Origin of the sequence: Rheinheimera sp. 4Y26 (assembly GCF_025245835.1) — a bacterium.
Taxonomy (GTDB): Bacteria; Pseudomonadota; Gammaproteobacteria; order Enterobacterales; family Alteromonadaceae; genus Pararheinheimera.
In genome coordinates this window covers 37,527-59,140 of record NZ_JAOBWS010000017.1, presented here as the reverse complement: position 1 = coordinate 59,140, position 21,614 = coordinate 37,527, and the positions used below count along the sequence as shown (strand labels likewise).

The following is a 21,614-nucleotide window of genomic DNA, read 5'->3' as shown; positions in this document are numbered from 1 at the left end:
GCTGATCCTTCTGTGCTGCGCGCAATGCGGATTCAGGCAATGGGTAAATCAACGTAAAAACAGCTGCCCACCCCTTCTTCTGAGCTAAAACTAATGCGTCCCTGCATCCGCTCTACCAGTTCTTTACAAATGGCAAGGCCAAGACCGGTGCCTTGTTGCCTTTTGCTGCTGGAGGCATCCGCCTGACTGAACTTCTGGAAAATCATAGGCCGGAATTGTTGTGGAATACCCTCACCGCTGTCACAAACACTGATACGGATAAAACCAGGTACAGTACTGAGTCCAAGCCTTACCACCGAATTGTCAGGCGAAAATTTAATGGCATTGGATAACAAATTGGCCAGCACCTGCTGTAAACGCAGGCTATCGACCAATACAGGCACATCTTTATCTGGCGGCGTCAGCTCGAGCCGGATGCCCCTTTTGCTGCCAGAAATCTGATTGGCTTCCACACTCATGGTCAGAACTGGCATTAACAGCTGAGGTTTGATCTGAAAGCTCATACCTCCCGCAGCGATTTTTTCCAGATCCAGTAAGTCGTTAATCAGCAGCGTCAGTCTTTTGCTGTTGTCATAAGCCACCTGCAACATATGTTGTTTGAGTGCAGCATGGCCTTCGTCTTCCAGCACCTGATGACACAATAAATCCAGTGCACCGGAAATTGAGGTCAGTGGCGTACGCAGCTCGTGACTGACGGTCGCAACAAACTCGTCTTTCATCTGCGCCACTCTTTTGCGTTCGGTAATGTCACTGAGCACCAGATAAATTTTTTCCAGCTGCTGCGTATCTGCAGCAAACTGCGGGTATAAATCCAGATTACACCAAAGATAAGACTGTAGCTCTGAGTGCCAGAATCCGATCTCTTCACTGGTTTTACCTGCCCCCGACACCAACACATCCAGCACCGACTGCAGCGGCGCTGGCGGTAGTGCCTGTGGCGGATTCATTTGCCAGTCGCCAGGCAGCGGCATCTTGCCCTGCAACTGCGCCATGGTCAGTCCCATCAGCTTTAGCGCGGCCGGATTCACATCCACCAGTTGTGCACTGGCGTTATAAATCAGCACCCCCTGCCCCATATGTAAAAACAACTGATGAAAACGGGCTTCAGATTCGGCACCTTGTTTGGCCAACAGCTGTGCCAGCATCAACGCCTGCTGCTGCCGGCTTAACAGCTCAAGCACTAATAAAAACAATAAGCTGCTAATGGCAACACCAGAAAGTGGTAGCGACCAGTTCAGCAAAGATTCGAACTGACGCTCAAAAGCGTGACGACTGGTCAGGGTAAGCAGCCATTGATGGCCATAAGCCGGGATCAGATAACTTCTGGAAAATAGCGGTTGGTGATTGGGTTCGGGCTCATGCCAACGCGCTGAATTGTGCATCAGTGTTGCATCCGAGGCTTTTTCACCATCATGAATGGTAAAGTCCACCATCAGATCACGATTGCCCAAAATGCCCTGCATCAGATCATCCATCCGATAGGGGCTGTAGACAAAACCATATAGGGCGGCCCAGCGCTCAGCGACAGTGGCCACAGGCCTGTTGTTGTAAAACACCGGCACATACATTAAAAAACCGGCTTGCTGCGGGCCTTTAATTTCCTGCTTTAACGTCACTTTGCCGGAAATGCCGGTGCTGTTGTGTTCCACCGCATATTGCATGGCTTTTTGGCGCACCGATTCAGAAAACATATCGTAACCCAGCGCAGCCCTGTTGCGCTCGTTGTCAGGCTCCAGATACATAATGGCAGTATAAAAATCCCTTTGCCCTGCCGGATAAGGTTGTGGCTCTGGCAACTGTTGCGCCTTGACCATAAGCTGATATGCCGGCAGTTCTGCCGGCAAAATGGCCTTTGCCACGCCAACCCCCTGAATGCCCGGGTAGTTTTGCTCCAGTTTGAGCCTGGCAACAAAGTTGCGCCATTCGTCGCGGTCGACCTGCTCACTGGCATCAAATAAAGCGGCCCCACTTAATAAAATTTGTTCGTGGCCCTGTAAGCGTTTTTGAATAGCAGCCAGCACTTCGCGGTTATGGAGTTCAAACTCGGCCTCTGCCCGCTGCTGTTGATTGGTCAGCAAGCTATGCCATAGGGTGGCTGTAGACAACAAACCTAATAATAAAATCAGCCAGGCAGCTATGCCTCTTGGACTAAAAGCGGTTTGAACCAGTAATTTCATCAGCGCAGTCAAGGATTTATCATAACAATGTTGATTATCTTAGCGCTAAATCCAGAGTCTGAATATGCGGCTAAAGTTTTATATGCAAAGGCCAGAAGCCGCTGGCACCAAGCGCTGGCTTTTATATGAACATTGCTGCATATAAAGCAGCAGGCAACATCATTTTCAGCGCAGCCAATCCGACAGTAGCTGAACCTGCACCCGCTCCCCTGCCTCAATATTGTCAGACTCGAGCGCCAGCGGCACCAGACAATCGGCGGCCAATAACGAAGACAACATGCCGGAACTGTCCATGGCCACAGGGGCAACCTGCAGCTGTCCGTCTGTTACACAGAGCACGCCACGCTGAAAATCCAGCCGGCCCGGTTTTTTGCGGAATTTACTTTTGACCAAAGCAGGCAATTGCAGCGGCGTTTTGCATCTTTCACCGGCGAGTTTACGCAGCGCCGGTTGTGCCAGCTGATCCAACGTCAGCACAGCCGACACCGGATTGCCGGGCAAACCAAAAAACCAGCAGTTGCCGAGTTTGCCAAACGCAAAAGGTTTGCCGGGTTTAATCGCCACCTGCCAGAAGTTCACTTGCCCCAGCTCCAACAGCACCTGACGGGTATAATCAGCATCGCCAACAGACACACCTCCACTGGTGACAAGCGCATCGACTTCGCTGGCGGCCCGGTGAAATGCGGCTTTAAGCAAAGCCGGATCGTCGGCAACCCAGCCATAATCAATAAGCTCCACATCCAGACGCTGTAACATAGCGCCTATCACAAATCTGTTGCTGTCATACAACTGACCTTCTGCAAGTGGCAATCCGGGCGCCACCAGCTCATCGCCGGTGGAGATCACACCCACTTTCAGCTTCTGATACACAGCCACTTCAGCAAAACCCAGAGTGGCAGCCAGACCAAGCTGCAAAGGCCCAAGACGCTCGCCACGACGCAGCACTGTGGCATCTTTGGCAATTTCACTGCCGGCCAGACGTACATGCTCAGCCATTTTGGGTTCGATACAAAGTTGTACCTTGCCATCATCTGTGAGCTTAACCTGCTCCTGCATCACCACAGTATCCAGACCTGCCGGCAACTTGGCGCCCGTCATAATGCGGATACAACAACCCGGTGTTAATTCGCCCTGATAAGGATGTCCGGCCAGACTTTGCCCAATCAGCTGAAAAGTTTGAGTGTTGACGGCATCGGCATAACAAAAGGCATAACCGTCCATCGCTGCATTGGTATAAGCCGGAATTTGCAAAGGGGATTTTATGTCTTCTGCCAAGACCCGCCCAAGTGCCTGTGACAGCGGCACTTGCTGCACCTGCAGTTGGCAGCTGACAGCTTCCAGCAACTGCTCAAGCGCCTGCTGAAAGGACAACATTGGTGTTTTTTCCTGTGGCATAAGATGGCTCCGGATTCACAATGCTTGCTGCTGGCTAAGGCTCTGCTGCTGGCTGTAGTTATTGCGCTGTGGTCAGCAGCACTAGCTGCCGTGACGGCCCTGATGGTTCACCATCCAGACCGCAGCTTCCACCCTGGAGCGTAAATTGAGTTTTTTCAGCAGGTGTTTTACATGCACCTTCACAGTGCCGTCGGAAATATCCAGCTCGCGGGCTATCAGTTTATTGCTCTGGCCCTTGGCTATCAGGCTGAGAATTTCATATTCGCGGTTGGTCAGGCTATTGATGTCAGCGGCAGGTTTTTCTGCCGGCCGGCGAATAGCTGTGGCCAGCGCAGCGTTAACGGCATCACTTAACACCATTTTGCCACTGGCGGCTTTTTTGATTTGTTCGAGCAGCTCATCCGGATCTGAGTCTTTTAGCAGATAACCGTCTGCCCCCAGGCCAATGGCTTTAATCACATCTTCGTTACTGTCCGACACCGTCAGCATCACAATACGGGAAGTGACCCCTTCATCACGCAGCCGTTTTAAGGTTTCGAGACCATCCATGCCCTGCATATTTAAATCCAGAATAATTAAGTCCGGATCCAGCTCAGGTGCAGTGGCAAGTGCCTCGGCGCCCGAGCCTGCTTCCGCCACTACTTCAAATTCAGCCTCAAAAGCCAATAACTGCCGTAATCCTTTGCGTAACAGCGGGTGGTCGTCCACCAGCATCACTGTGGTTTTACAATCTGACATCTTATGCTCCAACACTGTCCCGGATGTATGCGCTTATGCTGCATGCTTGTCCGACCGATAAAGTTGATTTATATCATGTCTGGCGCAAACACCGGGCAAAGCGCAAAAAGCCCGGAATTTTCCTTTGGCAAAATCATAGTTATAAATCATTGTTTATAAACAAAAAATTTAGCAACCCCGGCAAAAATACCACTTTGTAGGTATCTATTCTGCCCAACAAGCCGGTTTTGACTAACTCCTCAGACTCATTGTGGCCTTGCCGCCCTGCCTGCATAGTTTCAACGCACCTTTTGTGGGATAAGCCCGGAGTGGAACTATGTCGAATTTAAAACGTTGGGAGCCGGAAAACGAGACGTTCTGGCAACAGCAAGGCAGTAAAATTGCAAACCGCAACCTGTGGATTTCCATTCCCAGCCTGTTATGTGGTTTTGGTGTCTGGATGCTGTGGAGTATTGTCACGGTACAAATGTTAAATGTGGGTTTTCCTTTTACCACCAGTGAATTATTTACCTTAACCGCTATCGCTGGTTTAACAGGCGCGACTTTACGTATTCCATCAAGCTTTTTTGTCAGGCTTTGTGGTGGCCGTTATACGCTGTTTTTAACCACCACTTTGCTGATGATCCCGGCAGTGGGTACAGGTTTAGCGTTGCAGGATAAAACCACGCCGCTGTGGGTGTTTCAGCTGATGGCGCTGTTATCCGGCATAGGTGGCGGTAACTTTGCCTCCTCAATGTCGAATATCAGCTTCTTTTTCCCGAAAAAACAACAAGGTCTGGCGCTTGGCTTAAATGCGGGTCTGGGCAATTTTGGCGTGACCACAGTGCAGATTGCGGTGCCGCTTTTTATGTCTTATGGCGTGTTTTCACTCTTTGGCGCCGGCGATCCGCTGGTGCTGGAAAAAGCCAGTGGCACTGTGATTGGCACCATAGCGGCCGGTACCCAAACCTGGATCCAGAACGCCGGTTTTTCCTGGCTGATTACGCTGATTCCGCTGGCGTTTTTATTGTGGTTTGGCACCAATAACCTGAACACCGAAGAAGTGACACCCAAGCTGCCGGCCGCTCCTGTGTCATTTGCCATTATTTTGGCCATGCTCGGCATTGGCTTTTTAACCTCTATCGTTGGTTTGTGGCTCATGTTGCCGGAAAATGCCAATGGCTCTGGTTTTGGCATTCCCAAAGAGATTGTCATTATTCTGGTGTTATTTAGTACTGTGATGCTGCTGAAGTTATTACCGGGAGCCATCCGTACCAGCCTGGACCGGCAATACAAAATTTTTAATAACAAACACACCTGGGTCATGAGTGTGTTGTATGTGATGACCTTTGGCTCTTTTATCGGTTTTTCTGCGGCTTTCCCGCTGTCAATTCAGGTGATTTTTGGTTACAGCCATATCATGGTAGACGGTGTGATGACCCATACCACGCCAAACCCAAATGGCCCGAGCGCTTTAACTTACGCCTGGATAGCCCCTTTTATCGGTGCCCTTATCCGCCCTGTTGGCGGCTGGGTGGCCGATAAAGTAGGTGGTGCTTTTGTCACGCAAATTTGTTCCGTCGTGATGATTATCTGTGCTTTGGGCGCGGCTTATTACATGCAACTGGCTTATCAAAGTGCAACACCTGAGCAATATTTTGTACCTTGTTTCATGATTTTCTTAGGTTTATTTGCCGCCAGCGGTATTGGTAACGGTTCTACCTTCAGAACCATTGCTGTGGTTTTCCCTAAAGAGCAGGCAGGCCCGGTGTTAGGCTGGACTTCAGCTGTGGCCGCTTATGGTGCTTTTTATATTCCACAGGTGCTGGGTGAACAAATTAAAGCCGCCACGCCTGAATACGCCATGATTGGTTTTGCCGCCTTCTACGCTTTATGCCTGGTGTTAAACTGGTTCTTCTATCTGCGTAAATCAGGTGAGTTTTATAATCCGTAACAAAACGGCAAAACTCTGGTTTTGCCCGCACATTAAAAAAATGCCAGTCATAAAGACTGGCATTTTGTTTTTTCTGTTTGCAAGTTTGGTTTAATCACAACAATTGCCCTGTGGCGCAGCCTGCATTTGCGGCATGCCAACACAACACTCGGCATATAAAAAGCCCAGCAGCGCCTCGACAGTTTCAAACTTTAAACTGCAATACAGGGTGCGACCATCACGGCGCTGCTCCATCAAGCCCACCCTGGTCATCCGGCTTAAATGATGGGACAAAGTTGAGCCCGGAATATCCAGCGCCAACTGAATGTCACCCACTGCAACACCACCGCGCCCGGCCCGCACCAATACTCTGAAAATCCCAAGCCGGGTTGGATGACCCAGTTCAGCCAGCTGGGCGGCAGCCAGTTCCAGTTCGCTGTTCACTTCCATTATCAATCCCCAATTTTTTGTGTGAAGCCCCGGGCCACCATTGATGTCACAACATCAGGGGCAGCGCGGCTTGCGTCAGCAGTTGCTGATGGCAGTTTATGCTTTTTGACAAAATACTTCCATAAAGTTCGAAATATAATTTGACACTTCGATGTTTATCGAAATATTATCATTTCCAAGATAATCGAAATATTCAATGTAAGGACAACCCATGAACGAGTTGATGTCTTCCCCTGCTGTTGCCGCCAGTGTTGAATTTTTTATTGGCACCCTTGGCGAGTTATTGCTGCTGTTTATGCTGATCAGCATGCTGGTGCTGGTGCTGCAAGACAGATTTCCGGCGAAGCGTATCCAGGCTTTACTCAGCGGCGGCCGGGGTTATCTGACTGCTGCTGCGCTCGGCGCTATTACGCCTTTTTGCAGTTGCTCTACCCTGCCAATGTTGGTGGGCATGCTGCGCGCTCACGCCGCTTTTGGCCCTGTAATGACCTTTTTGCTGACCTCACCGCTGCTCAATCCTGTGCTGGTGGTATTGCTGCTAAGTGTGTTCGGGCCTGCTTTAACTTTGCTGTACAGTGCAGCTGTATTGCTGATTGCCCTGCTGGCCGGTGTGCTGTTGTCATGGCTGCGTTTTCAGCGTTTTGTCACGCTGCCGGAGCTGACCAACTGCGGTTGCAGCAGTACCTCAACCACAGCGACCAAGCCCGAGACCTTCTCTGCGCTTTATCTGCAAAGGCTGTTTGGCCGGGCTTTGGCTGAAACCAAAAGTTTTCTGCCGCACCTGCTGTTTGGCGTGCTGGTGGGCGCAGTGATCCACGGTTATGTACCCACCGGCTTTTTTCAGCAGCTTGGCAATCTAAATCAATGGATCTTGATCCCGATCGCGGCGCTCTTGGGTATTCCGTTGTATGTTCGTGCCAGTTCGATGATCCCGTTAGCGCTGAGTCTGGTGGGTAAAGGGATGAGTTATGGCTCTGTGATGGCGCTGACCATAGGGGGCGCTGGTGCCAGTTTGCCGGAAATGATTATGTTAAAACGGATTTTTCAGTGGCCTTTGCTGCTGGCCTTTGTTGCTGTGGTGTTTCTGACGGCCTGTATCACCGGTTTTAGCATCGACTTTTTACTGCCGGCAAGAGGGTAACAACATGACATCAAGCCAAAATACACAAGTTGAGCAGACCGCTGCCGCGATAAAACATAACCCCTTCTCTGCCAACAACTTAGCGAGTTCAGCCAGCGCTATAAAACGGCAACAAGCTACGCTCGCAACATCACAACTGCAACAACTCATTGAGCAAATGCACAGCACAAAGCTTGGTTTGCAGGGGCCACAGGGATTTCAGGCTGTGCCTGTGTCGTTCACTCCATGGCAGCTGAGTGCAAAGCAGTTTGGCGCCGCGCAAAAGCTGGCACAGTTACTGGGGCAATTGCAGGCTAAAGCCGCCGAAGACCCCGACTGGTTACTGGCACAAACAGAGCAACTGGCAAGCTCAGACACAGTGCCGGGTGAGATTTGGCGTCGCCTGAAGACACTCTCTGCTAAGCGGCGCAGCGGGCAAAACCACAGCATAAAAAGCCGGAATCTGATGCTAAACCGGCACGACTTTCTGCTGGATCAGCATCAGCAATGGCGCTGGGTCGAATCTAACCCCATCGCCGCCGGCATGGGGCCGTTAAACGCAGCTTATCTGAAGCTATGGCAACACCATCTGCAGGGCCACTATGCGCCCAATGACGCCACAGCACTGCAGGCAACACTGTTGGCACAAGCGGCCATACAGCAGGCACAACACACCACAACTTCCCCCCAACAGCAGCCGCTGATGCTGATTGTGGTGGAAGCCAATGAAGATAATATTTTTGACCAGCAACTGCTCTGCAACGAAGTGGAGCGCCTGGGTGTACAGGTGCAAAGAGTGACTGTGGCAGCGCTGCTGCAGGCCGGTTTTAACAGCCAACAGCAGCTTACCTGGCAACAACAGCGGGTAGATTTATTGTATTGGCGCACAGGTTATAACCCGGGTACCGAGCTTGATGACAATGTCTGGGTATTCCGCACCAGACTGGAACAAAGCGCTGTGGCGCAGTGCCCGACTCTGGCAGGTCAGCTCACCGGCAGCAAATGGTTTCAGCACCAGCTCACGGCGCTTATTCTGCACAACCCGGCTGCAGTTGCCAGTCAATTTGGCCTCAGCGCTGCAGATCTGCGTATATTGCAACAAGCTGTGGTGCCTTCATCGGCTATCAGCGACTTAACCCAAGCTCAGGCAGAACAGCTGATTGCACAGGGCTATTGGTATAAAACCCAGCAGGAAGGTGGTGGCAACGTGGCGCGCGGTGAAGATGCCCGGCAACAACTCACCAAAGCCGACAGCGCAGATTTACTGATGGCGCCTATTGACTGTTTTGTGCGCGCTGAAGCATTCACCAGCCTGCGTGGCGGCAACACGCACATTAGTACCGGCCATATCACCGAACTTGGCATTTTTAGCCTTGGCACCGAGGCGCTTTACGGCGGTTATTTATGCCGCACTAAAGATGCCAACAGCAACGAAGGCGGTGTGCACCGTGGGGGCGCTGTGTTGGATCTGGTGTTATTGCAATTATAACCAACGGTGTTTGATAGGGTTGCTGCGCCGCTAAATACCGGGTTTTTAGCCCCAGGCTAGTTCCGTAGAGTTCTCCAGGCGATGTCTGATTTTGGCATCGCCTGGCTGTCGCTTGTTGCGTAGCACAGGATTATTTCCCGAAAGAACAAGGCTTTGCTTAGATAAGCAAATAAGAAAAAGCATTAAACAAAAAGCCAATCACGATGATGCCACACACCACAATAACCAGAAAAAACAGCAATAACGGCAGTTTAATCACCTTTTTCAGCATGATCAGCGATGGCAAAGATAAAGCCGTCACCGACATCATAAAAGCCAGCGCAGTGCCAAGGCCAACCCCTTTGCCGACCAAAGCTTCAGCCACCGGCAAGGTGCCAAAGATGTCGGCATACATTGGCACCCCCATCAGGGTTGCGACAAAAACCGACCACCAGTTATCCTGACCCAGCACCGAAGTTACCCAGGCTTGTGGCACCCAGTTGTGAATTGCAGCACCAATCCCTACCCCAAGCAGCACATAAAACCACACCCGCCGGAAAATATCGCCAACCTGCGCTGTTGCATAATCAAAACGGTCTTTTGGGCTCAACTTTGCCTGCGGTATATCCAGCACCGGGCTGTGCAGCACAAAAGATTCCACATAACGGCTCATATTGGCTTTGCTAATTAAAGTGCCGCCAATCACCGCCAGCACAATGCCCACAGCCACATAAGCGATGGCAATAGACCAGTTAAAAATACTGGCCAGTAAAATTACCGAGGCTAAATCCACCAGAGGCGAGGAAATTAAAAATGAAAATGTCACACCAAGCGGCAAACCGGCACTGCTAAAACCAATAAACAAAGGAATGGATGAACAAGAGCAAAATGGCGTAATAGTGCCCATTAACGCACCGGTCAGGTTGGCTTTAAAACCCTGCATACCGCCCAGAATTTTTCTGGTGCGCTCAGGCGGAAAATAACTTTGTACCCAGGACACCGTAAAAATAAGCACTGCCAGTAATATAAAAATCTTCAGCACGTCATAAATAAAAAAATGCAGGCTGGCGCCCCAACGCGACTGCATCGACAAACCAAAAACATCTTCCACCAGCATTTTGACAAGATCGGATAACCACTGCATTTTCAGCAGCTGATTGTTCAGCCAGGCCCAAATATCCATCTGCATTCCTCTAAAGCTGTTGCAGTTGATGCTGGCAGCATAGCATTGACATCTGGAAAAACACATATATGATTATCCGCATATATGTAAATTTACATATCCATGAAAGTTATCCAATTCAGCGTGGCAGCTAGAAAAGAGGCAGTAAACAACATGCACCCTGTCGAATTTTTTAAATTATTGGCCGATGAAACCCGTTTGTTTTCCCTGCTGCTGATTGCACAGGAGGGCGAACTTTGTGTCTGTGAACTGACATCGGCCCTTGCTGAATCCCAACCTAAAATATCCCGACATCTCGCCATGCTCAGAAGTGCCAAAGTGTTGCTCGACCGCCGCCAGGGACAATGGGTGTTTTACCGGTTAAATCCGGAATTACCGCAGTGGGCCACACAATCGCTGGAGCAAACCCGGGCACAAAATGCCGCTCTGCTGGCCCCCTTGCTGAACAATCTTTGTGCCATGGGTGAAAGACCAGAACGGGCAAAAGCCTGTTGCCCCTGAACAGAAACGCAAAGCCGCTGAGCACAAAGGCACTTTGACTTGACGCCGCTGCAGATGCCACAGATTTTAACCAGCGTTTGGAGACTCAATAATGAAAGAATTCAAAGTATTAGGTATGGGCTGTAGCAAATGTGCCAAAACGGTCGAGTCGATTGAACGTATTGCCGCCGAGCTTGGTACCGACATTCAGATTGAAAAAATTGAAGATATACAGCAAATCATTGGCTTTGGCGTGATGAGCACACCGGCCGTGGTGCTGAATAACCTTGTGGTGCATACGGGCTCTATTCCGCACCGGGAACAGATTGAACAGTGGCTGAAAAGCTGAAATTGAGGATAGATTGATGAGTATTAAAGTAGGGATCAACGGTTTTGGCCGTATCGGCCGGTTAGCTTTGCGTGCCGCTTTTGACTGGCCTGAATTTGAATTTGTCAGAATTAACGATCCGGCCGGCGACGCCGCCACTTTTGCCCATTTGCTGAATTTTGACTCAGTGCATGGCCGCTGGCAGCATCAGGCGCAAGCTGAGGGCAATACAGTGCTGATTAACGGCAAAACCATTGTGGTCAGCCAGCACAAAAACATCCAAGACACTGACTGGTCAGACTGTGATTTGGTGATTGAATGTTCCGGCAAAATGAAAAGCAAAGCTGTGCTGGAGCAGTATCTGGCACAAGGTGTAAAACGGGTGGTGGTCAGTGCGCCGGTAAAAGAGCCGGGTGTGCTCAATGTGGTGATGGGCGTGAATCATCAGTTATTTGATGCTGCCAAACATCAGATAGTCACCGCCGCCAGCTGCACCACCAACTGCTTAGCGCCGGTGGTGAAAGTTATTCATGAAAATTTAGGCATTAAACATGGCTCTATCACCACTATTCATGATTTAACCAACACCCAGTCGATTCTGGACACTCCGCACAAAGACTTACGCCGTGCCCGCGCCTGTGGCAGTAGTTTAATTCCAACCACTACAGGTTCAGCCACTGCTATTACCGAAATTTTCCCTGAACTCAAAGGCCGGTTAAATGGCCATGCGGTGCGGGTGCCTTTGGCCAATGCTTCACTCACCGACTGTGTATTTGAAGTGGAACGCGCCACCACAGCCGAAGAAGTCAATGCCTTACTCAAAACCGCCGCAGAGGGTGAACTCAAAGACATCTTAGGCTTCGAAGAGCGGCCGCTGGTCTCCATTGATTATAAAACCGACCCACGTTCCAGCGTCATTGATGCTTTATCCACCATGGTGGTAAACGGCACTCAGGTGAAAATTTACGCCTGGTACGACAATGAATGGGGTTACGCCAATCGCACCGTTGAACTGGCGAGACTGGTTGGCAGCGCGGCTTAACTTTTTAAACCACAGTGTGCGGGGTATTTGCTGTTGCTGGCCAGTTCAGTCCGGAGCAGCGCCCTGCCCCGTCACTGTGCTTTTAGCAATATCGGTCAAATGACTGTAACGGCACAGTTGCAGTTTTACCTGATAACCAGGAAACCACAATGTCTGGACTATCGGCCAGTACCGGCCTGAAACAATATCTGCTGGTCACCGCCAACTACTGGGCTTTTACGCTCACCGACGGCGCCCTGCGCATGTTAATAGTGCTGCACTTTTATCAGCTGGGTTACAGCCCGCTCGCCATTGCCTCGTTGTTTTTGTTTTATGAGTTTTTTGGCGTGGTCACCAACTTAGTGGGCGGCTGGCTGGGTGCCCGTATTGGCCTGAATAAAACCATGAATATAGGTTTGGTGCTGCAGGTGCTGGCCCTTGCCATGTTGCTGGTGCCCACCCCAATGCTGAGCGTGGTCTGGGTGATGGCGGCACAGGCACTTTCCGGCATTGCCAAAGACCTGAATAAAATGAGTGCCAAAAGCTCGCTGAAACTGCTATTGCCGGAACATGCCCAGGGCGCTTTATACAAATGGGTGGCCATTTTAACCGGCTCAAAAAATGCGCTCAAAGGCGTTGGCTTCTTTTTAGGTGGGCTGTTACTCAGCCTTTATGGTTTTCAGGGCGCAGTGGCGGCCATGGCCGCTGCCCTGGTGCTCATTTGGCTGCTGAGTTTAGTGCTGCTGCAAAAAGATTTGGGCAAAAGCAGTTTTAAACCAAAATTTAAAGACTTGTTTTCCAAAAGCGCCGCCATTAACCGGCTGTCGGCTGCGCGGTTATTGTTATTTGGCGCGCGCGATATCTGGTTTGTCATTGCTTTGCCACTGTATTTATCCAGTGAATTTTCCTGGGCACAAACTGAAGTCGGCGCTTTTTTAGCCTGCTGGGTGATTGCTTATGGCGCTGTGCAGGCTTTTGCACCAGTGCTGACCGGAAAAAAATCAGGCAAAGCCCCCAATCACCATACAGCCTTATTTTGGGCTTGCCTGCTTTGTGGTCTGCAGCTGTTAATAAGCCTTGCCATGCAACAAAGTGCAGAACCACTTTGGCTGTTAATCGGTGGTTTGCTGTTATTTGGTGCTGTATTTGCGGTGAACTCGTCGTTACACAGCTATCTGATTGTCAGCCTGGCCAGTCGCGACGGCGTGTCGCTCGATGTGGGTTTTTATTATATGGCCAACGCCATGGGCCGGCTGATTGGCACTTTGTTATCCGGCTACGTCTATCAGGCTTATGGTTTTTATGCTTGCCTTTATCTTTCCAGCGCCTTTTTGCTCGGCACTGTGCTGGTCACCTGGCGTTTAAACACAACACCACAGGCCGCCGCGGAGTAAAAACCGGCACCAGGGCCTTTTGTGCCCGCAATGGCAACAATGGCAACAATGGCAACAAGTATTGAGCTAAAAACGCTGCTCTACTTTGAGCTGCAGCTCATAAGCATTCACGTCCTGGGCTGGCCCTATCGGTTTTGCCAAATCCAGATGGATCACATTGTCATTGGCCGAACGCGATGAATAAAAACGCGCACCAATGCCAACAGAACCAAGCCAGGAGTGCAGCTTGTTCGGGTTTAATAAATCCAGCTGAGCGCTATTAAACAGCAGCGCCGGCCTTGTCAGCGCGGCCACCGGCTCCGGCGCTGTGGCTGGAACGAACCCCAGCGCCCCAACTTTGCCGCCATCAATACGGCCGGCATCGGCAAACACCACAAAACCCACATCCAACAGCTGATACAGCGTCATTTTTGGATACCAGCGCAGTTCCATAGTCGCCAGAGTACGGCGCAAACCGTGCAGATACTGCACCGGATAACCCCGGATACCACCATCGGTGCGCACGCCATCTTCACTGCCAAGCGCGAGCGGATCGTCCAGTTCATTCTGCCGGCGCTGGTCGTAGCGCAGGTGGCTATAAAGGGCAAAACGCTCAGATAAACGATAAAAATCTTCCATCTCAAGCTTTAATTTAGTTTGATTGCCACTGGCCGCCCCGGTTTGCACCGCAAGGCTGCTGCTCAATAACACCAGATGCTGCTGATCGCCAAAACCTTTACTGCTCTGCCATTGCAGCTGATAACCCAGTTGTTTGTCCGGCGCCAGCGCTGTGGTTTGCACCCCAAATTTCAACTGATGACGCCAGCCCAGATGAATATCTTCGGTATGATTAATCAAAAACACATCCGACAGCGTTTTGTAATGATGCTGCATATATTCAACACCGAGCCAGGGGTACTGATAAACGCGGTTTTGCGGTAACCACAGTGCCTTGTGCAATGGGTCTTCACTAAAGGTGAATTTTTGCTCTGTATAACCCAACAACCAACGCCAGCTGGTTTGCTCCGAATAAGACCACAAGCGACCATAAACCAGCTCTGTTTGTTTTTGCTCTGTTCTGAACTGGTTTTCCGGGCTGTTATTGTGAAAAATCTGCTCCAGCCTGTCATCGCGCATCCAGGCGAGCCGCCACATCAGCGCGGCATCATCGGTATAAAAAGGATGGTCCAAACTCAGCACCTGTTTTGAACCATCATCGTTATCCACCCATTCAAACCAGCCATAACTGTGATCCAGACTGTCCCACTCAAATAACGACAACGGAATTTCACTGCGAAACTCATAACCCTGGCGCAGATAATTGGACTGAAACTTCAAACTGGTGCGTACCCCAAGGCCAAATAAATTTTCTTCTTTAAAACCAAAAGAATATTTATTGCTGCCGCCACTTCGGCTAAAACCCAGTGTGGGCTGAAGGCTCCAGGTATCCCAGGTTTCTACCTGAATATTGTGACTGCCATCGGCATTACATTCGGGTAACACTTTGATTCTGCTGTCACGCAAATAATTTTTCTGCCGCAATAAACGTTCAGCTTCACGCAAATCATCGGCATTTACCTGCTGACCGCTGTTAAAAGGCAGTTCGCGCTTAAGCGCCCAGGCTTTGGAGTTGATATGCAGCCAGTTGGCAAAATGGTGCAACCAGAAAGCATCCGGCGCTGTTTCATCAAAAATGGGATTTAGCTGAAAATCAATTTGCCCGACCGTCATCGCCTGTGGCCAGTCAGAACGCGCCTCGCCCATGTCATCGGTGGTGGGCGCCTGGCTTGTCAGCTGACACAAATCTTCCAGCGTCAGCTCTTTGGGCCGCGTTTTATCTTGTGTAGCGGGCGCTGCAGCCTCAGCCCCAGCCACCGCATCTGAGGGTTCAGCAGCCAATACCAAAGCAGGCGTCAGCAATACAAACAACGCCAGAGCGCAGCGATATAACAAAACCGGCTGCTGCAACACCATCAACGACTGCATTAAGTTCATCACTACCGCCTTTTTGGCCAGAGTTCATCTAAGCCGGCCGATTGCAAACAGTGCTGCTTCAGCCAGCCGCCCGGCAACCGGAAAACAGGTCAAGTGCAGGCTGATAAAGGCTGGTCTGCACCGAAAAAGCCCCCAACAGACTGTGAAACAAGTGATCGTGACTGAACGGGCTGCTTTTTGCAGCCGCCAGACAACCGGCATCTAATTTGGCCGCTGTTGCATAATCAGCGCTCATCCACCACAGCATGGGCACCCGGGTTTGTGCTTGTGGCGCCATAAAATAAGGCAAACCGTGCAGATAAACGCCGTTCTCGCCCAGCGACTCTCCGTGATCCGACAGATACAACATCGCGGCGTTGTAGTGCTGCTGCTGTTGCAGCTGTGCTATCACCTTGGCCAGCAAACGGTCGGTAGCGACAATGCTGTTGTCATAGGCATTTACCACTTCGCCGCGTTCACACAACTGAATTTGTTTATCCTGACATTCGGGCTGAAACTTTTTGTCCTGGCCGGCACTGCGCTTGTAATATTCAGGGCCATGACTGCCCAGCTGGTGCAATACAATAATGCGGTCGCCATTGCTTTGGCGCTTTAACGCACGTGCCAGACCATCCAGCAACACATCGTCCAGACATTGGCCATGGCTGCAGCGCTTATCAGACTGCTGAAATAAAAACTCAGAAGGCAGCCGGTCGCACACCCCTTTACAGCCGGAATTGTTATCCAGCCAGCTGGTATCCACGCCAGTTGCTTGCAGTATATCCAGCACATTACTGCTGTTTTTGGCGATGGCCTCGTCATAGTTGTCTCTATTAAGGGCCGAAAACATACAAGGCACAGAATGGGCTGTCGCAGTGCCGCAAGAACTCACCTGGCTAAAACTCACGACCGGCAACTGACTTAATAACGGATTGGTCGGGCGTGAATAACCATTAAGCTGAAAATGATCTGCTCTGGCAGTTTCGCCCAGCACCAGTACCAGCAGTTTGGGTTGGCCTGAGCTTTCGCTTCGCCGGGCGTCACCGGCCAGCAGCTGAAAGGGTGGCTGCGTCTGGGCTTTCACCGATTTACTGAGCAAGGAAAGGCCGGCAACTACAGGGCTAACCGGCAATGCCAGATGTTTTACACTTCTGAAATTACGGAAAAAGGATGCAAATTCTGCATAACGGCTTGTGCCAAGGGCAGACAACACCAACACCAGCAGCAGCAGCGCTGCCAGGAGATGCTGAGCATAACTGCGCCCGGCCAGGCGCTGCACCCTGACCATCAACACCAATAGCAGCGGAAATAACATCCACTGCAGCAGGTGCAGCAATAGCGCACCACTTAGCAGAGCGCGCGCTTCTGCCGGATCGGTTTCCAGCGCGTTTTGCAGCATATCTCTGTCAATCAGCACACCAAAGCTCTGGTTAAAATACAGGCTCAGGCTAGCCGCGAAAAACAAAAGCAACACCACAGGTTTGAGTAAAGTGCCGTGGGCAAAAATAAACAGCAGCAACAAATTCAGCAAAAATACCAGCAATAACAAACAGATTTGCAGGCCAGGCTGGCCCGGGATCTGCGTTTGTAACGCCGCATAAAAAGGCGCGTTGAACATCAATGTCATGCCAAGCGCTGCCACCAGCATAAACAGCAGCGGATGCCAGCTTTTCGCCGGCCGCTGTAAATCGGGCGAGAGCAACACAGGTGTGTAACGACGCAAATAACTAAACATCATATTGCTCCTGCACTGCGGGCATCAGTGAAACTCTGGCCTTGGGGTAACCCAGATACACCAGAGTGCTGACACACCAACACAACCACAAAGTAGTGAGATCATGAGAGAAAAAATGGGCACCGCGCAGCTGCTGCGCACTCCCAAACAAGATGCCAAGCAGCAAACCCAGCGTCAGGCCCAAACAGGCTTTACGGGCGCAAAGAGGTAAAAAATAAAAATACAAGGCAACCCATGCATAACCCACACTGGCATGGCCTGCCGGAAAACATTGGGTGGATGGCATCCAATCCGGGCGCCCGGCAAAAATACCGATAAAAGGCTGATGGCCGCCAAATTGTTGTAAATCCCAGGGACACTCGGCCGGCAACAAACGTTTGATGACAGCAACAAGGGCAAAACTCAACAGCAGGCTGAGCACTAACTTACCAAGCGCCTGGCGGCGTTCACTTTTGTGCTTTGCCAGAAACTGCTGATAAAACCAGCTCAACAATAAAGCCACCACCAGCAGATTATTCAAGAAGCGACCGCCGTTATGCAGCACATCGCTCAACAGCCAGTGATTGGTCAAACGCCACTGCCCACCTTCAAGCTCAAACAAGGCTGAGGCCAGCACAAAATCAAAGCCGGCTGCATAAAACAGGCTAAAACCCAGCATAAAAACAGCCGTTGGCACCAACAGATAATGCAGTAGCTGCTTCAAGTGATTCTGTAACATTGGCTGACAACCAGCGTTTTAAACATCACTACAGCCTAATCAGCGATACTTAAAATTAACTTAAGCCGGAAATTTATTATCCGCAGCTTCAAAAAAGCCCTGTGCCAGGAAGCTACAGATGCATCGGCAACTACCAGCAGCACGCACCAGAGCTGCGGTTGCGAAAAGTCAGGCAGATTGGCTATAGTCGCGGCGCCGCAAAACCGCGGACTAAGTAACACAAGGATGTTCCTGATGAAATTTTGTTTTGGCTGGCAAATTGCCGCTATTGGCTGTGGATTGGCGTCAGTTGCCACGCAGGGCGCCGCTTTAGCTACCAGTCTTTTCACCACTGAAGTTTTGGCCACTGAAGTTTTAACCACTGCCCTGCCTGAAGCTGAGCCTGTTGCCAGCATGATAGTGCCACCAGTGCTGGCGACGCGGTACCAAAGTGCCGATGCTGTTGGCTTATTGGCATTTTCGCCCGACAACCAGACTTTGGCTTTTAGCACCAACCGCAACAGCAAACAACAAAGTGAGCTTGGCGATATCTGGCTCAGTGAACTTTATGCCTGGTCTTTTACCGCAAGCGACAGTCCACAGAAACTGATTGATGCCAGCACCACCAACAAATTTGCCTATTATGGTGCCCCTGCGCTGCGTCTTCAGTGGCAGCACAACAACATCTTATTGGTGATAGGTAATGGTGATGATGAAGCCACAGAGCTGACGTATTTAACCGCCCAAAAACGGCTGAAAAACCCCAATATTGGCGAGTGGACGCTGGATGAACCACCTTCCCTGACCGACGCAGAACTGCAAGTTCAACAATGTTTTGCCGACTGGCGCCCGGAAGTGGTTGAACACAGCAACAATCACTGGCTACAACCTGGCAAAACCCTGTTGTATCAGGCCAGTTATGCCCAGGAGCCGGGCGATCTGTGGTTGATTGATCTGCCGAACTGCCAGCGCACTTTGTTGCCTTTGCCCAAAGGGCTTGCAACGGCGCAAATCCGGGCCATGGGCGGTGCGCTTTATCACGACCAGTTGGTGTTGGTGTTACAGCAAATTCGCCATCAGCGCAGCCAAACCCTGTTATTACAAACCCTGTTATTACAAACCAATATCAGCACCCTTGGCACAGCGCAGCAGCAATGGCTGAACTGGAGTTATGGCCTTGGTGGCCCGTTAGAATTTACCGCCCTGACATCGACCGACAGACAAAGTTTGTTTTTGCTCACTGACAACAACCAGCCTTGTCGCAGCCGGCTTTATAGCCTGAATCAGCGGCAGTTAAGCGCTATTGCCGTGGATGGGCACCGGTTGTGTAACGCAACAGTCAGCGACAGTGGTTTGCTTGGCCTGACACTGACCACCATGAAGTCTGACAAAAAAGCCGGCAACACGGCAGGAGCCAAGCACATCTGGGTGGTACAACCGGCGTTTTTGCAGGCATTTAAATAAAAAGCTGCAATTTATAAAGGGGCAAGACTTTGGTTTGGCAGGGGTTTAGTTGCCGCCGACATGGCGCGAACATGCGCGGACAGGCGTCAATCCCGAGGCCAAATAGCATCGGCAAAGGCACTGCGCTATCTGCTAACGAAGCTGTGCCGCCTGCAGTCACTTAAAACCACAAAACCCGGCCTTAGCAGCCGGGTTTTGTGTTATCTGTAGTTGTTGGCAGTTCTTGCTGCAATATAGCCAGCTGGCGTTTGAGCTGCTGCAGGTTATCGAGCAGGCGCTGCTCAATAAACTGCAGTTTTAACGCGGGATCAGTAATGGCATCCAGCTCAGCGGCCAAACGACGTAACCTTTGTTGCTGCAGTTCAGTCTGGTAAACAACAGCGCTTTGTGGCGACTTGTTGTTTTGTTGATTGGAGTACGGCATCAATACACTCCGCAAAAATCGGCTTTGTGAATAACAACACAATGCCTGTGGTTATTATTCATTCAGTGTCAGCGATAACCAAGCTGATGCCAATGCCCAAAAAGAGGTAGCCGCTTGCGCCTGACGGCCCGGTGACTCTGCACATGGCCGCATCACGTGTTGTCACTTTACCCTTGCGCGCCGCAGTTTGCACGCAAGGGCAAAGATTGACATATCCAACTGTCGTTAATAACCCAACCCTTTGTTCACGATCTCCACTGAATTTTGCACACCTTTGCGGGTGCCGGTCAGCCGATAACCGTTGCCTAAGTTGCCATCATGACAATCCAGCTGCTGGCGAATACACACATCGAGAATTTTTTGCAGTACTTCGGGATGCCAGGCATTAAACCAGTCGCCGTGCAGTGACATGCCACCCGGAGTTGTCGCTGTTACGTCATACATATCCGAAGCAAACCGCCAGCCGGCACTTGATTTTGTATTCGGATCATATACATCGGGTTTTACGCCAAAAGCATAGTGAAAGCTCACCCTGATAATTGGCACCGGGTGTGTGCCCGGGCATACCATCCCGCCCGTTCCACTTGATTTCACCGGATAAGCCAGATGACTTTTATGATCGGCGGAATCTAAATCCAAGCCATTCCAGCAACTAGGAAAAAAGATATCCATCCGCAGCCGGTCGGGCGCCACACACTGCGGAATACTGGTACTCCAGCGCGGATTTTGACCATCACTGGATTCCCAGGACTGGCAATGCCATCGGACAATGGACGTATCTTGCTCCTGGCCGGGCTTACCCATATGACTACCAGCGATCATTTTCAGCCCGAGCGGGATCGGTTGAATAGCTGACAAATCGTCAACACCGGCAGAATAATAAAACACTTCATGCGCTTCATCATCGTTGCCGACCACTGCCGGTACCACCTTCCAGGCAGGCGCGCCCTGAGCATCTAATAACCGCTGTCCTGTGATCGCATCATAAGAAGGAGCTAACAGCGCCGGCACCCAATACGCCGAACGATTCAGGCTATTGCCCTGACAGCTGGATTCGCCGGCAGTAAATAATGAGGCCTCAGTACTTTGTTCATCCAATAAAAAATTGCCATAAAAATTATGCAGATGGGCAGCGTTGGCCTTGCCCGGAAATACAATCGGATCAACATAACCGCTGTGCGACAGATCACAGTTGATCCGGAAAATACCGCGCCAGCTGTTGTCACGGCTTGGCGCCGGTTGTACCGAAGTGGCGATTAAATCCGGATGGGCACGACCTGCAGCGCTGGCTGGAAAAGCACTTTCCACAGTCCAGCGAATGGCCGCCGGCGCGCTTTCGTTACCGTCTGCTCCCACAGTCCAGACCTGCAATTGATGTTGTTTGACACTTAGCGGATACAGCTGATGTGGGCTAGTACAGGCAACAACAGGTTCATCATTCAGCTGGCAGCGATAACTTTGCGCTGCGGGTGCTGAAAACTCGACAGTCGCATAGGGCGTCTGTGTCACACTTTCAGGTTGTTTACTCAATGTTGGCGCCTGCGGTGTGCTGGCCACAGGTTGCTGTGGCACGGCGGTGCTGTCAGCACTTTCAGAACCACCACAAGCAGTTAAAACACCGGATACCGTGAATACACAACAAATTTTTAGTAGTTTCATCGCCATTAGCTTCCAT

At 50.8% G+C, this 21,614-nt stretch carries 18 protein-coding genes; 8 read left to right on the top strand and 10 right to left on the bottom strand.

Annotation, left to right across the window (positions count from 1 at the left end; all coding sequences use genetic code 11):
- Positions 1-32 precede the first annotated feature (32 nt).
- From N3Z11_RS16750 to narL, 3 genes are all read right to left on the bottom strand, one after another.
- The gene (locus N3Z11_RS16750; protein ID WP_260658347.1) at positions 33-2,177 is read right to left on the bottom strand and encodes a CHASE domain-containing protein; all 2,145 of its coding nucleotides are present in this window, start codon (positions 2,175-2,177) and stop codon (positions 33-35) included.
- A 165-nt stretch (positions 2,178-2,342) separates the two neighbouring features.
- Positions 2,343-3,572: a gephyrin-like molybdotransferase Glp gene (gene glp, locus N3Z11_RS16745; protein ID WP_260658346.1), complete on the bottom strand. Its 1,230-nt coding sequence runs from the start codon at positions 3,570-3,572 to the stop codon at positions 2,343-2,345.
- 81 nt (positions 3,573-3,653) lie between these two features.
- A complete protein-coding gene (narL, locus tag N3Z11_RS16740) occupies positions 3,654-4,310 on the bottom strand; it encodes a two-component system response regulator NarL (RefSeq protein ID WP_260658345.1) in 657 nt (218 codons plus the stop codon).
- Between the two features lie 316 nt (positions 4,311-4,626).
- On the opposite strand from narL, the gene N3Z11_RS16735 reads away from it, so the two are divergent.
- Entirely contained in the window at positions 4,627-6,243 is a 1,617-nt protein-coding gene (locus N3Z11_RS16735) for an MFS transporter (protein WP_260658344.1), read from the top strand.
- Positions 6,244-6,333: 90 nt separating this feature from the next.
- Here the strand turns inward: N3Z11_RS16735 and N3Z11_RS16730 are convergent, their stop codons facing one another.
- Complete coding sequence (locus N3Z11_RS16730) at positions 6,334-6,672, bottom strand: ArsR/SmtB family transcription factor (RefSeq protein ID WP_260658343.1); 339 nt, start codon at positions 6,670-6,672, stop codon at positions 6,334-6,336.
- Positions 6,673-6,883: 211 nt separating this feature from the next.
- Here N3Z11_RS16730 and N3Z11_RS16725 point away from each other — a divergent pair, with 211 nt between their 5' ends.
- Positions 6,884-7,813, top strand: a complete 930-nt coding sequence (locus N3Z11_RS16725) for a permease (RefSeq protein ID WP_260658342.1) — start codon at positions 6,884-6,886, stop codon at positions 7,811-7,813.
- Between the two features lie 4 nt (positions 7,814-7,817).
- On the top strand, positions 7,818-9,281 hold the full coding sequence (locus N3Z11_RS16720) for a hypothetical protein (RefSeq protein WP_260658341.1): 1,464 nt from the start codon (positions 7,818-7,820) through the stop codon (positions 9,279-9,281).
- A gap of 157 nt (positions 9,282-9,438) precedes the next feature.
- Here the strand turns inward: N3Z11_RS16720 and N3Z11_RS16715 are convergent, their stop codons facing one another.
- Positions 9,439-10,443, bottom strand: a complete 1,005-nt coding sequence (locus N3Z11_RS16715) for a permease (RefSeq protein WP_260658340.1) — start codon at positions 10,441-10,443, stop codon at positions 9,439-9,441.
- Positions 10,444-10,596: 153 nt separating this feature from the next.
- Here N3Z11_RS16715 and N3Z11_RS16710 point away from each other — a divergent pair, with 153 nt between their 5' ends.
- The 4 genes from N3Z11_RS16710 (at position 10,597) to arsJ (ending at position 13,666) form a co-directional block, all read left to right on the top strand.
- A complete protein-coding gene (locus N3Z11_RS16710) occupies positions 10,597-10,944 on the top strand; it encodes a metalloregulator ArsR/SmtB family transcription factor (RefSeq protein ID WP_260658339.1) in 348 nt (115 codons plus the stop codon).
- A 91-nt stretch (positions 10,945-11,035) separates the two neighbouring features.
- Positions 11,036-11,272 carry a thioredoxin family protein gene (locus N3Z11_RS16705; protein WP_260658338.1) on the top strand — a complete coding sequence of 79 codons (237 nt, stop codon included), beginning with the start codon at positions 11,036-11,038 and terminating at the stop codon, positions 11,270-11,272.
- 16 nt (positions 11,273-11,288) lie between these two features.
- Complete coding sequence (locus tag N3Z11_RS16700) at positions 11,289-12,293, top strand: ArsJ-associated glyceraldehyde-3-phosphate dehydrogenase (protein ID WP_260658337.1); 1,005 nt, start codon at positions 11,289-11,291, stop codon at positions 12,291-12,293.
- 149 nt (positions 12,294-12,442) lie between these two features.
- Positions 12,443-13,666 (top strand): organoarsenical effux MFS transporter ArsJ, encoded by a 1,224-nt coding sequence (arsJ, locus tag N3Z11_RS16695; protein WP_260658336.1) that lies wholly within the window; start codon positions 12,443-12,445, stop codon positions 13,664-13,666.
- 66 nt (positions 13,667-13,732) lie between these two features.
- On the opposite strand, the gene N3Z11_RS16690 is transcribed toward arsJ, so the two are convergent.
- Genes N3Z11_RS16690 through N3Z11_RS16680 form a run of 3 tightly spaced genes read right to left on the bottom strand, consistent with a single transcriptional unit; the run spans position 13,733 to position 18,072 of the window.
- A complete protein-coding gene (locus N3Z11_RS16690; protein WP_260658335.1) occupies positions 13,733-15,640 on the bottom strand; it encodes a hypothetical protein in 1,908 nt (635 codons plus the stop codon).
- 58 nt (positions 15,641-15,698) lie between these two features.
- Entirely contained in the window at positions 15,699-17,354 is a 1,656-nt protein-coding gene (locus tag N3Z11_RS16685; RefSeq protein WP_260658334.1) for a phosphoethanolamine transferase, read from the bottom strand.
- On the bottom strand, positions 17,347-18,072 hold the full coding sequence (locus tag N3Z11_RS16680) for a phosphatase PAP2 family protein (protein ID WP_260658333.1): 726 nt from the start codon (positions 18,070-18,072) through the stop codon (positions 17,347-17,349). The genes N3Z11_RS16685 and N3Z11_RS16680 overlap by 8 nt, the downstream gene beginning before the upstream one ends.
- Positions 18,073-18,306: 234 nt before the next feature.
- Between N3Z11_RS16680 and N3Z11_RS16675 the strand changes: the two genes are divergently transcribed.
- Positions 18,307-19,515, top strand: coding sequence for a hypothetical protein (locus N3Z11_RS16675; protein WP_260658332.1), 1,209 nt, complete (start codon positions 18,307-18,309; stop codon positions 19,513-19,515).
- 181 nt (positions 19,516-19,696) lie between these two features.
- Here N3Z11_RS16675 and N3Z11_RS16670 read toward each other — a convergent pair whose 3' ends face one another.
- On the bottom strand, positions 19,697-19,939 hold the full coding sequence (locus N3Z11_RS16670; protein WP_260658331.1) for a hypothetical protein: 243 nt from the start codon (positions 19,937-19,939) through the stop codon (positions 19,697-19,699).
- A gap of 225 nt (positions 19,940-20,164) precedes the next feature.
- Complete coding sequence (locus tag N3Z11_RS16665) at positions 20,165-21,598, bottom strand: DUF1996 domain-containing protein (RefSeq protein WP_260658330.1); 1,434 nt, start codon at positions 21,596-21,598, stop codon at positions 20,165-20,167.
- Between the last annotated feature and the right edge of the window lie 16 nt (positions 21,599-21,614).

Excerpts from the sequence above, each read along its gene's own strand:
- N3Z11_RS16750 (WP_260658347.1), bottom strand. The coding sequence starts at position 2,177 with ATGAAATTACTGGTTCAAACCGCTTTTAGTCCAAGAGGCATAGCTGCC.
- glp (WP_260658346.1), bottom strand. The coding sequence starts at position 3,572 with ATGCCACAGGAAAAAACACCAATGTTGTCCTTTCAGCAGGCGCTTGAG.
- narL (WP_260658345.1), bottom strand. The coding sequence starts at position 4,310 with ATGTCAGATTGTAAAACCACAGTGATGCTGGTGGACGACCACCCGCTG.
- N3Z11_RS16735 (WP_260658344.1), top strand. The coding sequence starts at position 4,627 with ATGTCGAATTTAAAACGTTGGGAGCCGGAAAACGAGACGTTCTGGCAA.
- N3Z11_RS16730 (WP_260658343.1), bottom strand. The coding sequence starts at position 6,672 with ATGGAAGTGAACAGCGAACTGGAACTGGCTGCCGCCCAGCTGGCTGAA.
- N3Z11_RS16725 (WP_260658342.1), top strand. The coding sequence starts at position 6,884 with ATGAACGAGTTGATGTCTTCCCCTGCTGTTGCCGCCAGTGTTGAATTT.
- N3Z11_RS16720 (WP_260658341.1), top strand. The coding sequence starts at position 7,818 with ATGACATCAAGCCAAAATACACAAGTTGAGCAGACCGCTGCCGCGATA.
- N3Z11_RS16715 (WP_260658340.1), bottom strand. The coding sequence starts at position 10,443 with ATGGATATTTGGGCCTGGCTGAACAATCAGCTGCTGAAAATGCAGTGG.
- N3Z11_RS16710 (WP_260658339.1), top strand. The coding sequence starts at position 10,597 with ATGCACCCTGTCGAATTTTTTAAATTATTGGCCGATGAAACCCGTTTG.
- N3Z11_RS16705 (WP_260658338.1), top strand. The coding sequence starts at position 11,036 with ATGAAAGAATTCAAAGTATTAGGTATGGGCTGTAGCAAATGTGCCAAA.
- N3Z11_RS16700 (WP_260658337.1), top strand. The coding sequence starts at position 11,289 with ATGAGTATTAAAGTAGGGATCAACGGTTTTGGCCGTATCGGCCGGTTA.
- arsJ (WP_260658336.1), top strand. The coding sequence starts at position 12,443 with ATGTCTGGACTATCGGCCAGTACCGGCCTGAAACAATATCTGCTGGTC.
- N3Z11_RS16690 (WP_260658335.1), bottom strand. The coding sequence starts at position 15,640 with ATGAACTTAATGCAGTCGTTGATGGTGTTGCAGCAGCCGGTTTTGTTA.
- N3Z11_RS16685 (WP_260658334.1), bottom strand. The coding sequence starts at position 17,354 with ATGTTTAGTTATTTGCGTCGTTACACACCTGTGTTGCTCTCGCCCGAT.
- N3Z11_RS16680 (WP_260658333.1), bottom strand. The coding sequence starts at position 18,072 with ATGTTACAGAATCACTTGAAGCAGCTACTGCATTATCTGTTGGTGCCA.
- N3Z11_RS16675 (WP_260658332.1), top strand. The coding sequence starts at position 18,307 with ATGAAATTTTGTTTTGGCTGGCAAATTGCCGCTATTGGCTGTGGATTG.
- N3Z11_RS16670 (WP_260658331.1), bottom strand. The coding sequence starts at position 19,939 with ATGCCGTACTCCAATCAACAAAACAACAAGTCGCCACAAAGCGCTGTT.
- N3Z11_RS16665 (WP_260658330.1), bottom strand. The coding sequence starts at position 21,598 with ATGAAACTACTAAAAATTTGTTGTGTATTCACGGTATCCGGTGTTTTA.